The organism is Gemmatimonadota bacterium, assembly GCA_009835325.1.
GTDB lineage: Bacteria > JAAXHH01 > JAAXHH01 > JAAXHH01 > JAAXHH01 > JAAXHH01.
The window spans coordinates 15,737-29,815 of the sequence record VXWP01000058.1; the positions used below are offsets into that span (position 1 = coordinate 15,737).

Here is a 14,079-nt window from a genome sequence, read left to right on the forward strand (position 1 = left end):
CTAAAACCCGATTTCCCGCAGGTACTCCAGCGTCCGCTTCGCGATCGGGAAGGGTTTGTCGAAAGGCGCAGGATACATGTCCTGTTCCACGATGGCGTAACCATCGTAGTCGAACCGCTTCAGCAGCCCAAGCAAAGCCGGAAAATCGACCAGGCCCGCCGAGGGCTCGCAGAACATGTCCATGGCCACCGCGTCGGCAAAGGGGATGTGCTCGGCTTCCACCTTCCGTTGTTTCTCCGGATCCACGCTCTTGAGATGAAGATAAGGGATCCGCTCGCGGTGCTTCTCGAGGAAGGCCACCGGATCTCCGCCGCGGTAAGCGTGGTGGCCCACGTCGAAACACAGCGATACCCGCCCGGGGTCGGTATCTTCCAGAAAACGCTCGATCTGCTCCTCGTATTCCACGTGGGTCTCCGCGTGCGGGTGGAACACGAGATGGAGTCCGAATGCGCCGCGGGCGAGATCGGCCACGCGGTGGGTCGTATCGACCAGGCGTCGCCAGTTTTCGTCGTCCAGGGTCCGGGGCTCGATCAATTCGCCGGTGAACAGGTCTGAGTAAGTCCCGTCGATCAGGACGAGGAAGCCGGCCCTGGTGGCGGCCAGCAGTTCTCCAGCGCCCACCACCTGCTGCTCCAGTTCGGCCCAGCGGTCCGGGTCCTCGAGGTTCCCCATGGCGAAAGCGCTGGTCACCTTGAGGTTCCGAGCCGCCAGTTCCCGCTGCAGCCGGTCGATCTCCGTGGGCAGATATCCGTAGGGCCCCAGTTCGATCCACGTGTAGCCTGCTTCGGCCACCTCGTCCATGAACCGTTGCCACGGGGTCTGCCGTGGGTCATCGGGAAACCAGACGCCCCAGGAATCCGGCGCGCTGCCGATGCGGATGTTCACGGCGTCCTCCCCTAGTAGTGAAACCGCTGGCTCGTACGCCGTTCGGCCTCGTATCCCTCGCGCAGCTTCCGCGTCATGGGATCATTGGTCGCCTCGGCGGACGCGATGTCCCACCACACGTCCGAAGGCGGCAGGTAGCGGTGTTTCTCGGTCTCGCACACGATCACGCAGGCCCGCGTCTCCGACCGGGCTTCCCGGAGCGCCTGTCGCAGCTCGTCCGATGACTTAACGTGCCACGCCCGCGCGCCGAAACTCCTGGCGTTGGCCGCGAAATCGATTTCCAGGTACTCCCCTTCGAGACGGTCCGAACCGGCGTCCCGTCCACGGAACTCGTTGCCGAACGACCGGCCCGCCCGGGCCATCTGCAGGGCCCGGATGATCTGGTAACCGTGGTTCTCAGAGATGACGACGGTCACCTTGAGGCCCTCCTGCATGGCGGTCATGAGTTCGGTGGGATTCATCAGGTAGGTCCCGTCGCCGATATAGACGTAGATCTCGTCGTGTTTCCCGGCCATGCGGGTGCCCAGTCCGGCCGGCAGTTCCCATCCCATGCACGAATAGCCGAATTCCAGGTAGCAGGCCGCGCCGCCCGACACGTCCCAGAGCCGGTGCAGGTCGCCCGGCGGGCTGCCGGCGGCGGCGATGACGCAGTCACTTTCCCGGGCTTCGCCGTTCAGAACCTGAATGAGCCGGGCCTGGCTCATGGCCTCGCCGGGATGGTCTACATATACTTCTTCATTCAGCGACCGATGGTAGGCGTCCATGTGGCGGCCGATCTCCGCTTTGTACGTGTCGTCGGGCCGGATGCCGGCTTCCCGTGCGGCTTCAGCCAGGACGGTCAGCGCTTCCCGGGCGTCGGCCGTGACCGGCAGGGCGCCCTGCTTGAAGGCGTCGTGCCCGGCCACGTTGATGCCGATGAACCGGACGTCGGGATTCGAAAAGGCCGACTGCGAGCCCGTGGAGAAATCGGTCAGCCGCGTTCCCACGGCGATGATCAGGTCGGCCTCGGCGGCGATCCTGGCGCCCGCCGGCGTGCCGGTCACGCCGAACCCGCCGATCGCCCAGTCCGAGGGTTCGCGCATAGCGCCCTTGCCGCCGAAGGTCTCTCCCACGGGGATGCCGCAGGTCGCGGCGAAGGCCGCGAGAGCGTCCCAGGCTTCCGAATAATGGACGCCGCCGCCCGCGATGATCATCGGCCGCTTCGCCCCTTTCAGCAGTTCGACTGCCTCCGCGATACGCGCCTTCGTCGGCGGCCTGCGCTCCACGCGCCAGACCCGTTTCTCGAAGAAGTGGGCCGGATAGTCATAGGCGTGGGCCTGCACGTCCTGGGGCAGCGAGATCGTCACCGCGCCCGTATCCGCCGGATCGGTGAGTACGCGCATGGCCTCCGGCAGCGCGGTAAGCAGTTGTTCGGGCCGGTTGATCCGGTCGAAGAACCGGCTGACCGGGCGGAAGCAGTCGTTGACGCTCACTTCGGCGGACACCGGGTGCTCGAGTTCCTGCAGCACCGGGCCCTGGTACCGTGTGGCATAGTAATCGGACGGCAGCAGGAGCACGGGCAGGCGGTTGATCGTGGCCGTGGCCGCGCCGGACAGCATGTTGGTCGATCCCGGGCCGATGGATGCCGTGCACGCGATGGTGGCCATGCGTTGGTTCACCTTGGCGTAACCCGAGGCCGTGTGCACCATGGACTGCTCGTTGCAGGGCTGGTGGTAGGTCAGGTCCTGTCCATACTCGAAAAGGGCCTGGCCCAGCCCGGCCACGTTCCCATGGCCGAATATGCCGAATATGGCGGGGATGAAACGCCGCTCCGCGCCGTCGCGCTCGCTGTACTGCACGGACAGGTACTTGACCACCGCCTGTGCCGTGGTCAGCCGGACTTTGTCGTGAGGGTATGCCATGATCTGCTCCTTCGATGACTCGACGCGGGTCTTAACGTAGTCCATGACCGGCGCCTGATAACTCAGCCGATTTACTGCACCGTTTCCCAGCGGTCGGAAGACCAGGAGCGTTCGATCGCGGCCAGCACTTCGGCCACGGCCCGCGCTTCATTGAAGCCGGGCTCGCCCTGCCTGCCAGCTGCAATGGACTGCAGAAAGTGAAAGGTCTCGATCGCCTTGAGGTCGTCGTATCCGAGTCCCACAGCCGGGCCGGGGTTGAAGTGGACATGCCCGGGATAGGCCGGCCCGCTCTGCAGGGTGACGAACCCGTCGTGCGGGCCGTCGACCGTGTACAACTGCAATTCGTTCATTCGTTCGAAGTCCCACCGGATTGCGCCCTTCGTGCCGTGGATCTCGAAGGCCATCTGGCATTTCGTCCCCTGGATCACCCGGTCGACTTCGAAGGTTCCACGGGCGCCGTTCACGAACTCCACCAGCGCCCCGGCGTAATCTTCATTCGTCACGGGTTCGCGTTGCCCGCCGGTCCCGACGGAAAAGTGGGTTCCTTCGCCGACCGGCGCGACGGGCCGGTCTACGATAATCAGTGCCTTCTGTCCGACGACGCGCCTGATGGGTCCCGCGAGCAGGTGGGCCATGTCGACAACGTGGGACATAAGGTCACCCAGCGCACCGCTTCCGGCATCCTCTCGACGAAAGCGCCAGGAGAGCATGCCGTCGGGGTGGCTCGCGTAGCCCGCGAAGAACCGGCCGCGATAGTGGGTGAGGTCGCCCAGCACGCCGTCGGCAACGAGACTGCGCGCATGCTGCACGAGCGGCGCCCAGCGGTAGTTGTAACCGACCCAGGTCAGCACGCCGGCTTCGGCGGCCGCCCGGGCGATTTCGGCCGTTTCCGCGGGGGAGCGGCCCACGGGTTTCTCACAGAAGATGTCCTTGCCCGCTGCTGCGGCGGCACGGACCATGTCCAGGTGGAGATGATTCGGCACGGTGATGTTGACCACGGATACGTCCAGGTCTTCCATGATTTCGCGCCAGTCCGTCGTGGTCCTGTTGAATCCCAGCATGTCCCGGGCCTGCTCGCACCGGTTCGCCACGTCGTCGGCACAGATGACCAGTTCCGGTACCAGCCCGCATTCGGGGAAGCGCTGCCAGACCTGGTGGTAGGCCCGGCCGTGGACCATGCCCATCCAGCCCATACCGATGATGCCGATGCCGATCGGCGAGGCCATTTCATCCGCTCCGATTTATTGATTGTACCGTTCGCCGGGGTCCGCCGCTTGATCGCCTGGGTCAACCCAGGGCGTCGATCAACTGATTGACGCCGAGATACAGGAAGAGGACCAGCGCGAGGACGAGGAGCACGTTCAGCAGCCACCCCGTCTTCAGGTTTCCGACCCATTCATGTTTCGAGTTCATGTACAGCAGGGTGCCGGCCAGGAACGGCATGAAGAAGGCGCCGACCACCGTGTAGATGATGACGATGGATACCGGCCGGTCGAATAGCAGCAGGGCCATGGTCGGAAAGGTCAGGAACAGCAGGAACCCGCGGTAGTACCGGGAGTCGGTCCGGACCATGGCCTCGCGGGCCTCGCTGGACGCCCGTTTGAACATCGCCATGAAGTCGGCGAACAGGTAGGGGATACCCTGCCAGACGCCCAGGACCGAGGTGATGACCGCGGCCCAGAAGCCCAGGTAGAGGGACCACCGCCCGAAGGGTCCCAACGCCACTTCCAGCCGGTCCGCCATGCCCAGGACGATATCGATGCCCACCGCCTCGGGGCGGATCTGCGCGCCGAGGATCATGACGGCAATGCCGAAGAACCCCGTCAGGATATAGGCGCCGCCGAGATCGATCCGTATGCCTTTGAGCCACTCGCCGCCTTCGCGGCCGGCTTCCCGGATCCAGTACCCGTAGCACATGACCGACAGGCTGCCACCCACGCCGCCCAGGACGCTCAGGACGGCGACCACCGATCCCGACGGCGCAGTCGGCAGGGCGATGCCGCGCAGGATGTCGCCGATGTCGGGGCGGAGGGCCCAGGCGCTGATCAGGAAGCTCACGAACATCAGGCCGACGAGCACCTTCATGACGGTCAGGAAGAACCCGAAACGGCCCGCCCAGACCATGACGCACGCGGCCAGGGCGTGAATCACTCCCCACTGCGCGACCGAAAGCGCCGGGAAAACCGTGTGGCCGGCAATGCCGGAGGCCGAAAGCAGCCCCCCACCGACCAGGAAGGACCAGATGAGGAGATAGAGCAGGAAGAAATACTGTACGGGCCTGCCGAGGCGCTCCACCCAGCCTTCCAGGAGCGTGGTGCCCGTCGCGAGCTGCCAGCGTCCGACCCCTTCGTTCAGGGCGAACTTGAGCACGGCGCCCCAGACGAGGGCCCACAGCAGCACCGTGCCGAAATTCGCGCCGGCATTGGTGGCCGAAATCATGTCCCCGGCGCCGACGCCCGTGGCCGCGACGGCGATTCCCGGTCCCATGAGGGCGAGCATCTGGAAGAAGTTCAGTTTCAAATCTCGTCCCGCATCATTTCGTCCAGGTACCTTTTGCCGGACAGGATCGCGTTGAAGGGATCTGCGCCCGTGGCCAGCTCGATGCTTATATACCCGTCGAAGCCGCCGTCCCGCATGATCCGAAGCGCCCTTCGGTAGTCGATCATGCCCTCGCCCAGGGGCGCGTTGATGTGCTGCGCGCGGTCTTCTTCCTGGAAGTAGATCCGCTGGATATTCTTGACGTGCCAGAAGTTGGTGTGGGGCGCGAGCATGCGGCACACGTCGTCCCAGCCGCCCTCGGGCGTCGCGTAGGCGAAGTAGAAATTGCCGAGATCCGGGTTCGCCTTGATCAGGGGATGGCCGACGAGGTCGATGAGCCGCAGCATGCCCTCCGGGGTGTCCACGATGCTGTTCTGATGGAGTTCCAGGGTCAGTTCGGTGCCCTCCGGTTCGGCTTCCCGCGCCAGCGACCGCAGCACGCCGGCGGCCTCCTCGTAGTCCTCGTCCCGTGCCCGCAGGCTGCTGCCCACCGGGTCGGACTGCCCCCGGAGATCCTGCTCGCGCACGCCCACTTCCCAGGGTTGCGGCGAGATGGACATGTTGACCAGCGGCGCGCCCGCGAGTTGGGCCGCCTTTACCGCGCGGGACAGCAGCCCCCGGTTCGTCGCCCGGACCTCTTCAGGCGCCGGCCAGGTGATGATCTTCCGCAGCACGGTCAGTCCGCCGATTTCGAGTCCGTGACCCCGCGCTTCCTCGCCCAGCTCGACGAGCGCTTCGTCCGGCGCGTCGTAGAAATTGAACCAGGTCTCGCCCAGGTCGATCCCGTCGAATCCGTGGCGTACGAGCCAGTCCCACACCGGTTTGCGCTCCTCAGCCAGGGGGTAACCCCGCTCCGCGGCTTCCGGTGAACGATAGCCACTCAGCGTGAGTGTACAGAAGACGATTTTCATGATGGGTTGCCCCGCAGGTAGGCTTGAATGATGTCGCGGCACAGGGCGTGGTCCTGCCGCGCCCCGTATCCGTCGGTAATGGGCGGTTTCCCGTTCACGACACAATCGTAGAAATGAACCAGTTCCAGCTTGAAGGCGTTCTGCTTGTTGACCACGAGTTCCTTCTTCCAGGGCTGTTCGCCGTCCATGCCCATCACCGTGACAGGCGACGGCAGTCCCCGGTCGAACCCCGTGGGGAACCGGATGCCCACGCGCCGTCCCGCGCCGAAGACCTCCAGCGTCTCCCGGAAATCGTGCAGTTCGGGCAGGCTGGTCCACGTCGCCACGCACCGTGCGTCGTTCTCGTAGGCGAGCACCGTGGTCACGCTCGTTCCGCCGCGCCAGATTTCGGCGCTGACCACCCGGTCCGGCGGACCGAAGAGGCCCCGCAGGCTGCTGATGTCGTGGATCATGCTGCCGGAAAGGGAGAAGAAGATCCTTCGTGCGGACTCCGGCACGTCGCCGATGGCATCCCGCACGGCGCGCTCCCGCAGGGCGGCCGTGCGCTCGATCACCTCGCCCGGTATGTCATCGAAGGCGTACAGCGTGTATTCACTCAGGTGGCGGTCGTTGCCGCAATGGAGGTGGTTGGCCTGAATGAAGCGGATATCGGGCATGGCAAGCACTTCGTCTCGGGCGAATCGGTACCCCGGATCGTGCTGCTTCATGTACCCCACCATCAGTGTCTTGCCCGATGCCTCGGCGGCCCCGATGATCCTGTCTGCTTCCCGCACCGAGTAGCACATGGGCTTTTCGATGAATACGTGCTTGCCCGCGTCCAGCGCGGTGACGGCCGCGTCGGTCTTGGGGTCGGCGAAGCAGAGCAGCACGGCGTCCGGGTCCAGCGCCAGGAGGTCCTCGTAGCGGGTGACACGGTTGCGATCAGGCACGTCGTACATCTCGCCGATGAAGTCGACGAGTTTCGCGGATGCGTCGCAGAGTCCGGCCAGTTCGTAGCGGTCACGGAGTTCGGCGATATGGGGCAGATGCTGGATCTGGGCGATCGCGCCGCAGCCGACCACGCCGATCCTTATGCGGTCCATGAATAGGCCTTTCCGGCAATCGATGCCCTGGAATCGATGCCCTGGAATCGTTACTACAAATGGGGAAGTCTAAGAAGAGAATACGCCCGGAGGGATTCGAACCCCCGACCTACTGATCCGAAGTCAGTTGCTCTATCCAGCTGAGCTACGGACGCACGGGGAACCCACTGAGGCCAGCATCCGATATACGCATTGAACGGTATGATGTCAACGAAATCAGGCGGCCATTCATCGGCCAATACTGCGAACGAGGATCAGGCGGAGGAGGGCGAACCGCTGATCGATGCCATAGCGGCAAGGGCTCGGGAGACCTGCGGGTCCGCAGACGCCCGCGTTGACGCCAAGTCGGTTCGGGGCCTGGTGGTCGGTCTCTCCCGTATCCACGTACAGACCTTCGAACCGGATGTTCCAGGCGCCGGCCACCGGCATATCGATTCCGGTTCCCACTACCCACCCGATGCGCGTCAACTGATCGTCGAATGAATCGTCGTGGTCCACCTGCATCTGGCCGTCCGTTCCCGGGTCGAGATCGATGAACGAATTCGATATGCCGACAACCGACACTCCGCCATCGAGGAACACGCCGGCTCGGCCGAGTGATTTCCGAATGCCAATGCGCGCCGTTCCGACCCAATGCAATTCCGACGTGGCCGTTTCGTCCATACCGACGGGATCCATCTGCCGCGAAGCCGACGGAAGCCCGACGAAGGTGCCATCCACTTCGAACCGGATCGGAACACGTCCCAGGTGAAAGTGCCGGCCTGCCACGACACCGGTCGGGAATCCGGTATCGTTGTAATCGAACATCTGCCCGGGGACGCCCTCATACCCCGAAAATCCATCGGTGTCGGTCGTTTGAACGTCCACTACACCAGGCCCCGAGAATGCACCGACGTAGTATCCGGTCGCGTTTTCCTGGGCTTGCGTGGTACCTGCGGCGATGATCAACGAAGCGAGTGCCAGGGTAAGCAAACGCCAACCACTCCCCACCGAGGCTGAGACGTAAGACGCGGATTGGATGGCGGTCCCGTTAGACGCGGATCGCGTGGCTGGCATGCCATCCGTCATCTTCAAATTTCGGAACAAACCTCGTAACATTCCCATGTTTCTGGTACTCCTGGTTAATGATTCCTTTGTGAAAATCCAGGTGGATCGATATTACGCTTTCGAGGACTATTTAACAACTAATACGTACAAGCTGATGTTTCATTGGAACTTTTTTTGACGAAGGTGCTTGACAATCCATGAAATGTGTACTATATATGACATATGACACATTTTGGTAAACACATCCGTTTCCGCCGCGAAGACCTGCGGAAGCAAGACAGGCGGTTCTCCCTGCGCCAGGTGGCGCAGCGCATCGAGGTCGAACCGGCCTACCTGAGCAAGATCGAGCGTGGCGATGTGGCGCCGCCTTCAGAGGCCACGACGCTCAAGCTGGCACGGGACCTGGGCGAGGACCCGGACGTGCTGCTGGCCCTGGCGGGCAAGGTGTCGAGCGACCTTCAGGAGATCATCCGCAAGCGTCCGAAGTTGTTCGCGGACCTGATCCGGAAGATGAAGGAAGCGCCCGATCACGCCATCCTAAGGATAGTACGCGAAGTGCGGGACGGTGAATGGTAACAACAAGGAGAACCACAATGATTTACCTTGAGCACGACCAACTGGAAATCCAAAGCCCGGAAGTCCACGATCGGGCCCGGTGTTCGATTTCGTTTCAGCGCACGCTGCGCATCCCGGACGATGGAAGCGATTACCCCTTGCCCCCGGGCCTGGGATGTTTTCCCCTGCGTCACCTGGACGACTACTCGGATCGCCTGCCTGACGCGTGGGGCCGCAGGGGTGGCGTGATCATGCCGATGTTCCAGGCCGAGGCGATGTGGCTGAACTTCGGCGGATTCAGTGCTTATCCCTTCGCACTGAAGATCGCGACCGGAAAGGTCTGCGCGATCACTGGCGAGCACTGGGTAAACCATCTGAATACCGATCCGCAGGACTACCTGGTATTGCCCGAACAGCCGTGGCTCGATGGATACTGCGTAGAAAAAGGTGTGGTCCGCCAGTTCGTGGCCATGCCGCTGGGCAAGGGGTACACGGTCGAGGAGCAGTTGACGGACTCGGCGCAGCATGGCGGCCTTCAGATAACGGCCTATCCCATGAAGGCGGAACGCTATGAAGCGATGCGGAACAGACTGTACGAAGATATGGACATGGCGCCGATGGCGATGCAGAGTCCCCAGGAGGAAGGCATGGGCCTGGCACCCGGCGGGCGGATGCGTCAGGAGATCTACGAGGACGACTACGGCCTGGATGCCTGGGACCAGCGGCATCCCGTCCGGTGTTTCGTTTCCATCGCCAATTCGGCCCAGTGGATGGCGATAACCGGCGAGCGTCCTCCGATAGAACCGCCTACGGCCGAACAATACACTGAATCCGGCCTGCCCTGGTATGACTATTACGACGCCGATCACGAGGCCGTTTCGGGCAGCGATATCCTGAAGTCGGTGAAGAGCGTGTCGCAGACCGGCAAGGAGAAAGGCGTAACGGCGCTGCCGGACAATGAATCGATCAGCGGAACCCGGGTCGTAACTCTCCGGGATACCAGAAAACGCGAAGTTAGGGAGTTTTCCGCCAGCGAATCGCTGGATTCGTGAGGCCAGGCGTGCTCAGGAGGGGACGTTCTACGCGGCGGGCAGTGCGTCGCGCCAGGATTTACCTCACTGTCAAGCGATCCAGTGGTCCCGAGAACGCCACCTCCAGCTTGACTATATGCTCATGCAGCCATTCAATCATCGCTGGCCAGTTGTCTTCGTTAAAGCCATCGAACTGATGCGGGAAACTAATGCGACAGGCTTTCTTGTCGTCTAACCGCTGCCAATTAAGTTCCGCCCCAAATCGGTTTTCGATCTCCTGTTTTTCCAGAATGAGTTGATCAAAAATCCGTTTATTCTCTTCCGCTTGAGGGCGCGAAAAGTAGAGTTCCACACGCGCCAGGTTTTTTCCAAAGATCATGTTGTAGCCACAGCCTGACACCCCCGTAGGGCTCGCAAGCCAGTGGTCTCTGGACGGACTGATAGTCTGGTACCGTGAAACGCCTCGATCACGGAGTACTTCCAAAGTCTTCGTCCAGAACGCGTGCCTCAACTTTTGTGTTTGTGTTAATGTGCGCTGACTGGCTTTCTCCTCCGACTCCTTGTTGGCCATTCCAATCATGTAGTCCGCGGCCTCCGGCGTGGGGATAATCTGTTGTAGGTCGATCAGAAGCTCTTCACCGAAGCTGTAAGGCACAACCCGGAAACATTGCGCCTGGACCCCGTGTCCGATCAGCCAGAGTACCGTCGCCGTAACCTCTTTGCGGAAATTCGCGGCGACCAGAATAAACCGTTGCTCATTACCGGCGTTTAGTACTGTATCGTCGAGATCTTCTACACCGAGGAATTCGCACAGGTTCGGAATTGCATTTTCGCCGTCGACCCACCGGTTGAGATACTTCTGATAGATTTCGACGATCTCTGCCTTTTTCAAACTTGAACAATAGGCGACGTACTTGAGCGCCTGCCATACGACATCGCGGCCCGAATCGTCGAGTTTATTCTCGATGACCACCACCCGGCCTTCCTTGTCAAGCGCCAGGAGATCGAGACGCTCCCTGGTGTCCTCGAAGCCGTCGAATTCCTTCTGAATGACAAGTAGATCCTCGCCTAATGCCTCCGGCGTATGCACCAACCATTCTTGAAGGTGGTCGCGCTCATTCAGTTTCAAATCGCTGAAACGCCGTTCTTCAAGCTGGACGAGGTGATTATCTAACAGGTTTACCTTGAACATCAGTGGGTCTCCTAAGCCATTACGCCAAGACCATTTGTCCTGATTTCGGTTACCGTGGAAGGGTGCTGCTTCAGGTTGGGACGACATCCATACCGAACACGTTTTTCATGGCGTCATTTAAATACAGTGCTGGTGGATAGTCTAAGAATAAAACTTGAGTAGAACTAGCACTTATCGATTGTATTTTGGCGCTTTATGATTCTATTCCATGCAACTCTGAAATTAGATCAGTGAAATCGGGATCGTCAGGTGAGTCGGTTTTTAGTCTTTTGATTATGCGACTGTAAATCATCTCTATGGAGCTTGCGTCCTGATCAATTTTAAACTGAAATTTGCCTGATGTTCCCGAACCAACTGTACCGTTCAATGATAGGCTACCTTCAAACGGAGGTGTAAGGTACAGTTGTAGTACTACCGGTTGATCGAAACAGTCCGGAGGGAGTCGATAATTCCAAGCGCTAATCGTACTAAAGTGAAAACCAAACCCAAATCTATCTTTCCAGTTAGTCTGCCCTTGGTCTCGAGGTTCAAATTCGATACGACACCTAGTTCCAGGTAGGTTAGTGCTAATCACTGTACAGTAGATATCGATAGCAATACCTCGGCCATAGTTGTAAATCAGTAATCCAATACCGATTTTAAGGCTATCTGTAGCTATTTCGGGCACTCCTACTACCCATTTATGACGAAGATCAGGTTGTGGTCGACGGCCGAACATTCCGGCCAAGAATTCATGAGGTGCGGGATGAAAGTTTGATCCAGCCCTGATGTAGTATAGATGGTTATATATAGTTCGATGAGGGGCAGCGTCGCTAGACGGAATCAGAGTCACCACGAATCCCTTGTCGTTGTTAGTTTCCACTACGTGGTTCTTGATATCTTTGTGTGGCGGAATGGTACAGCCAGATATAGCACCTTCCAATAAACTAGCATATCTTAGAGGGTTGTTTATCATTGTTTCTTCATGAGCTACGTCTGCCCCGTCCTCGTCGTCGGAGCAATCTATGCCCCAGACTACTACCCCTCCCTCAGAGTTTCCGAATCCGGAGATTTCTTTTGCGAGGTTTTGTCGATCACTTTGCGTAAGCTTTCTGCTTTGACCACCGTCCGAAGATCGCTTGAAGTCTATATGTAGGTTTTCGAATTCTCGGTCTTCTACGAACTGCTCAATAGCTGTATAGCCTTGTTTCACGATTCTATTGTAAATGTCGTAGCATCAGCTCATGAATACACAATCCTTTCGTGACCACTAAGGGAGATCGCGCAGTTCTCAGATGTAACCCTACAAAAGTCTGCAGATTGTGTGTGTTTCTCAATCATGTAATTTCTTCATCTTATCGATTGATTTGCGAATATAACCCTAAGGTCGTTTGAGTTGGTGGGTGAGTTTTACCAGAAAACAGCCATAGCTGAATTCTCAGTGTAACTAACCTAACCCATCAACAATGTTCAAGTACTCTCATTATGCTTTAACAAAACAGGGTTTGGTCCCAAGTACATGACCTGTAAATGGGATATGTCACAACTACCGACTCTTAACACTTCAATTTGAGATTCAATGAGAATACCCACTGCCACCGCCGAAGTAATGGGAATACATGAAACGGAAAGAGGGGAAAATGGCAAAGAATGGAGAAAAACAGCAACTTGAACGTTACGCACAGTATCTCGAAGGGTTGTTGCGCGATAATGGCATTGGTTTCATGGTGTACAGGATGGAAACAGGGGGCGATTACGACGTACCCCTTGATATGGATCCAGAATGGCGACTGATTCATCAACGGATACAAGACGCGAAGGAATCACTTGATGCTAAGGGAATCCCTTTTGATGAAAACCCACCAGATGAGGGTGAAAGGATGTAGTTGATTGCTGATTGTTTACCATACGATGTAATTACCAAACTATTGTAGCGAAGATAAAACCTATGAGGGTCAATACATTTGGAATTATCGTTGCCCACATAAGACCAGTAAATCGTGTTGTTTTGAATTATACTGAAACCATCAATTACCAGAGTTGCTGTTGACAGGCCATGAACCTTTGATTGTGTTCAGTCTTACAGAAAACGATATCGGATTTGATGATTTCCAGATTTTAAGGAACCCACCAGGTAGGGATTGTCATCCAAGACACAGAAACACACTGAGTTTCAAAACTCTAGTAATTAACTAGACAGTTAGTGTAATTCTGGTCTTAATCCAATGAAACTAGGTGCCAGGGTACTTTGAGCATCATTGCGAATTTAGACGCTATTTCATGGGTTGCATCACAAAACACTCTTGTGGTACACTGTTGCATGCTTTACGTTTGCGTTGGAATCGAGTCCATTTCAAGGTAGTTCGGTAATTGCATGTATTTCGGATTATAAGAGATATTAGCAAAACCAGTTGTCCCAGGTAGATATTCCTCAGGTATCATTGGGTATATTACAATGAGTAATCACTTTTATAGAAACATACAGATTGAGAATTTCCGTGGTATTGATTCTTTGAGTGTTAGAGACCTTGAACAAGTGAATCTTTTTGTGGGGAGAAACAACTGCGGGAAAACGACCGTGTTGGAATCGATGTTTCTACTAGCAGGTATGTCCAATCCAGGTTTGATTCAAAGAATCGAAGAATGGAGAGGAATATTGCCTACAGATGGATCAGACCTGCGAAACCTGTTTTTTAACAGAAACCATAGCAAGCAGATTGAGATTTCTGGTGAGAACCGTTGGGTTAGAAACCTCAGAGTAAAGCCTCTTTTTGAAGATGGGGATATTGCAATAAACGTTCCCGATTCTGGACATAAAACAGAGTATCACACAAAAACCAAGTCGGGTATATCTGTAGGCAGTTCGACAACTGATTTATCGATTGTTGGGTTAGAATTCAGTTTTAAATATGCAAGACTTAAAACTGAACTTCGTAAAGGTAAACAGTATGTTAGCAC

At 58.0% G+C, this 14,079-nt stretch carries 13 protein-coding genes and 1 tRNA gene; 4 read left to right on the plus strand and 10 right to left on the minus strand.

Annotation, left to right across the window (positions count from 1 at the left end; all coding sequences use genetic code 11):
- From F4Z81_07160 to F4Z81_07195, 8 genes are all read right to left on the minus strand, one after another.
- Positions 1 to 801 carry a TIM barrel protein gene (locus F4Z81_07160; GenBank protein ID MXW04832.1) on the minus strand — a complete coding sequence of 267 codons (801 nt, stop codon included), beginning with the start codon at positions 799 to 801 and terminating at the stop codon, positions 1 to 3.
- A 95-nt stretch (positions 802 to 896) separates the two neighbouring features.
- On the minus strand, positions 897 to 2,786 hold the full coding sequence (iolD, locus tag F4Z81_07165) for a 3D-(3,5/4)-trihydroxycyclohexane-1,2-dione acylhydrolase (decyclizing) (GenBank protein MXW04833.1): 1,890 nt from the start codon (positions 2,784 to 2,786) through the stop codon (positions 897 to 899).
- 71 nt (positions 2,787 to 2,857) lie between these two features.
- Positions 2,858 to 4,012, minus strand: coding sequence for a Gfo/Idh/MocA family oxidoreductase (locus F4Z81_07170; GenBank protein ID MXW04834.1), 1,155 nt, complete (start codon positions 4,010 to 4,012; stop codon positions 2,858 to 2,860).
- Positions 4,013 to 4,073: 61 nt separating this feature from the next.
- Complete coding sequence (locus tag F4Z81_07175; protein ID MXW04835.1) at positions 4,074 to 5,306, minus strand: divalent metal cation transporter; 1,233 nt, start codon at positions 5,304 to 5,306, stop codon at positions 4,074 to 4,076.
- Complete coding sequence (locus F4Z81_07180; GenBank protein ID MXW04836.1) at positions 5,303 to 6,235, minus strand: sugar phosphate isomerase/epimerase; 933 nt, start codon at positions 6,233 to 6,235, stop codon at positions 5,303 to 5,305. The genes F4Z81_07175 and F4Z81_07180 overlap by 4 nt, the downstream gene beginning before the upstream one ends.
- Complete coding sequence (locus F4Z81_07185) at positions 6,232 to 7,317, minus strand: Gfo/Idh/MocA family oxidoreductase (protein MXW04837.1); 1,086 nt, start codon at positions 7,315 to 7,317, stop codon at positions 6,232 to 6,234. The genes F4Z81_07180 and F4Z81_07185 overlap by 4 nt, the downstream gene beginning before the upstream one ends.
- 81 nt (positions 7,318 to 7,398) lie before the next feature.
- Positions 7,399 to 7,472: transfer RNA gene (locus F4Z81_07190), tRNA-Arg, on the minus strand.
- A gap of 73 nt (positions 7,473 to 7,545) precedes the next feature.
- Positions 7,546 to 8,421: an outer membrane beta-barrel protein gene (locus F4Z81_07195; protein ID MXW04838.1), complete on the minus strand. Its 876-nt coding sequence runs from the start codon at positions 8,419 to 8,421 to the stop codon at positions 7,546 to 7,548.
- Between the two features lie 165 nt (positions 8,422 to 8,586).
- Here F4Z81_07195 and F4Z81_07200 point away from each other — a divergent pair, with 165 nt between their 5' ends.
- Together F4Z81_07200 and F4Z81_07205 are read left to right on the plus strand one after the other, a co-directional pair.
- A complete protein-coding gene (locus F4Z81_07200; GenBank protein ID MXW04839.1) occupies positions 8,587 to 8,940 on the plus strand; it encodes a helix-turn-helix domain-containing protein in 354 nt (117 codons plus the stop codon).
- 17 nt (positions 8,941 to 8,957) lie between these two features.
- Positions 8,958 to 9,971, plus strand: a complete 1,014-nt coding sequence (locus F4Z81_07205; GenBank protein ID MXW04840.1) for a hypothetical protein — start codon at positions 8,958 to 8,960, stop codon at positions 9,969 to 9,971.
- Positions 9,972 to 10,029: 58 nt separating this feature from the next.
- On the opposite strand, the gene F4Z81_07210 is transcribed toward F4Z81_07205, so the two are convergent.
- Both F4Z81_07210 and F4Z81_07215 read right to left on the minus strand, forming a co-directional pair.
- Positions 10,030 to 11,142 carry a DUF4268 domain-containing protein gene (locus F4Z81_07210; protein ID MXW04841.1) on the minus strand — a complete coding sequence of 371 codons (1,113 nt, stop codon included), beginning with the start codon at positions 11,140 to 11,142 and terminating at the stop codon, positions 10,030 to 10,032.
- A 193-nt stretch (positions 11,143 to 11,335) separates the two neighbouring features.
- Positions 11,336 to 12,349, minus strand: coding sequence for an ATP-binding protein (locus F4Z81_07215; protein MXW04842.1), 1,014 nt, complete (start codon positions 12,347 to 12,349; stop codon positions 11,336 to 11,338).
- 391 nt (positions 12,350 to 12,740) lie between these two features.
- Here F4Z81_07215 and F4Z81_07220 point away from each other — a divergent pair, with 391 nt between their 5' ends.
- Both F4Z81_07220 and F4Z81_07225 read left to right on the plus strand, forming a co-directional pair.
- The gene (locus tag F4Z81_07220) at positions 12,741 to 13,007 is read left to right on the plus strand and encodes a hypothetical protein (protein ID MXW04843.1); all 267 of its coding nucleotides are present in this window, start codon (positions 12,741 to 12,743) and stop codon (positions 13,005 to 13,007) included.
- A 569-nt stretch (positions 13,008 to 13,576) separates the two neighbouring features.
- Positions 13,577 to 14,079, plus strand: a 503-nt coding sequence (locus F4Z81_07225) for an ATP-binding protein (protein ID MXW04844.1), incomplete at its 3' end; no start/stop codon positions are given.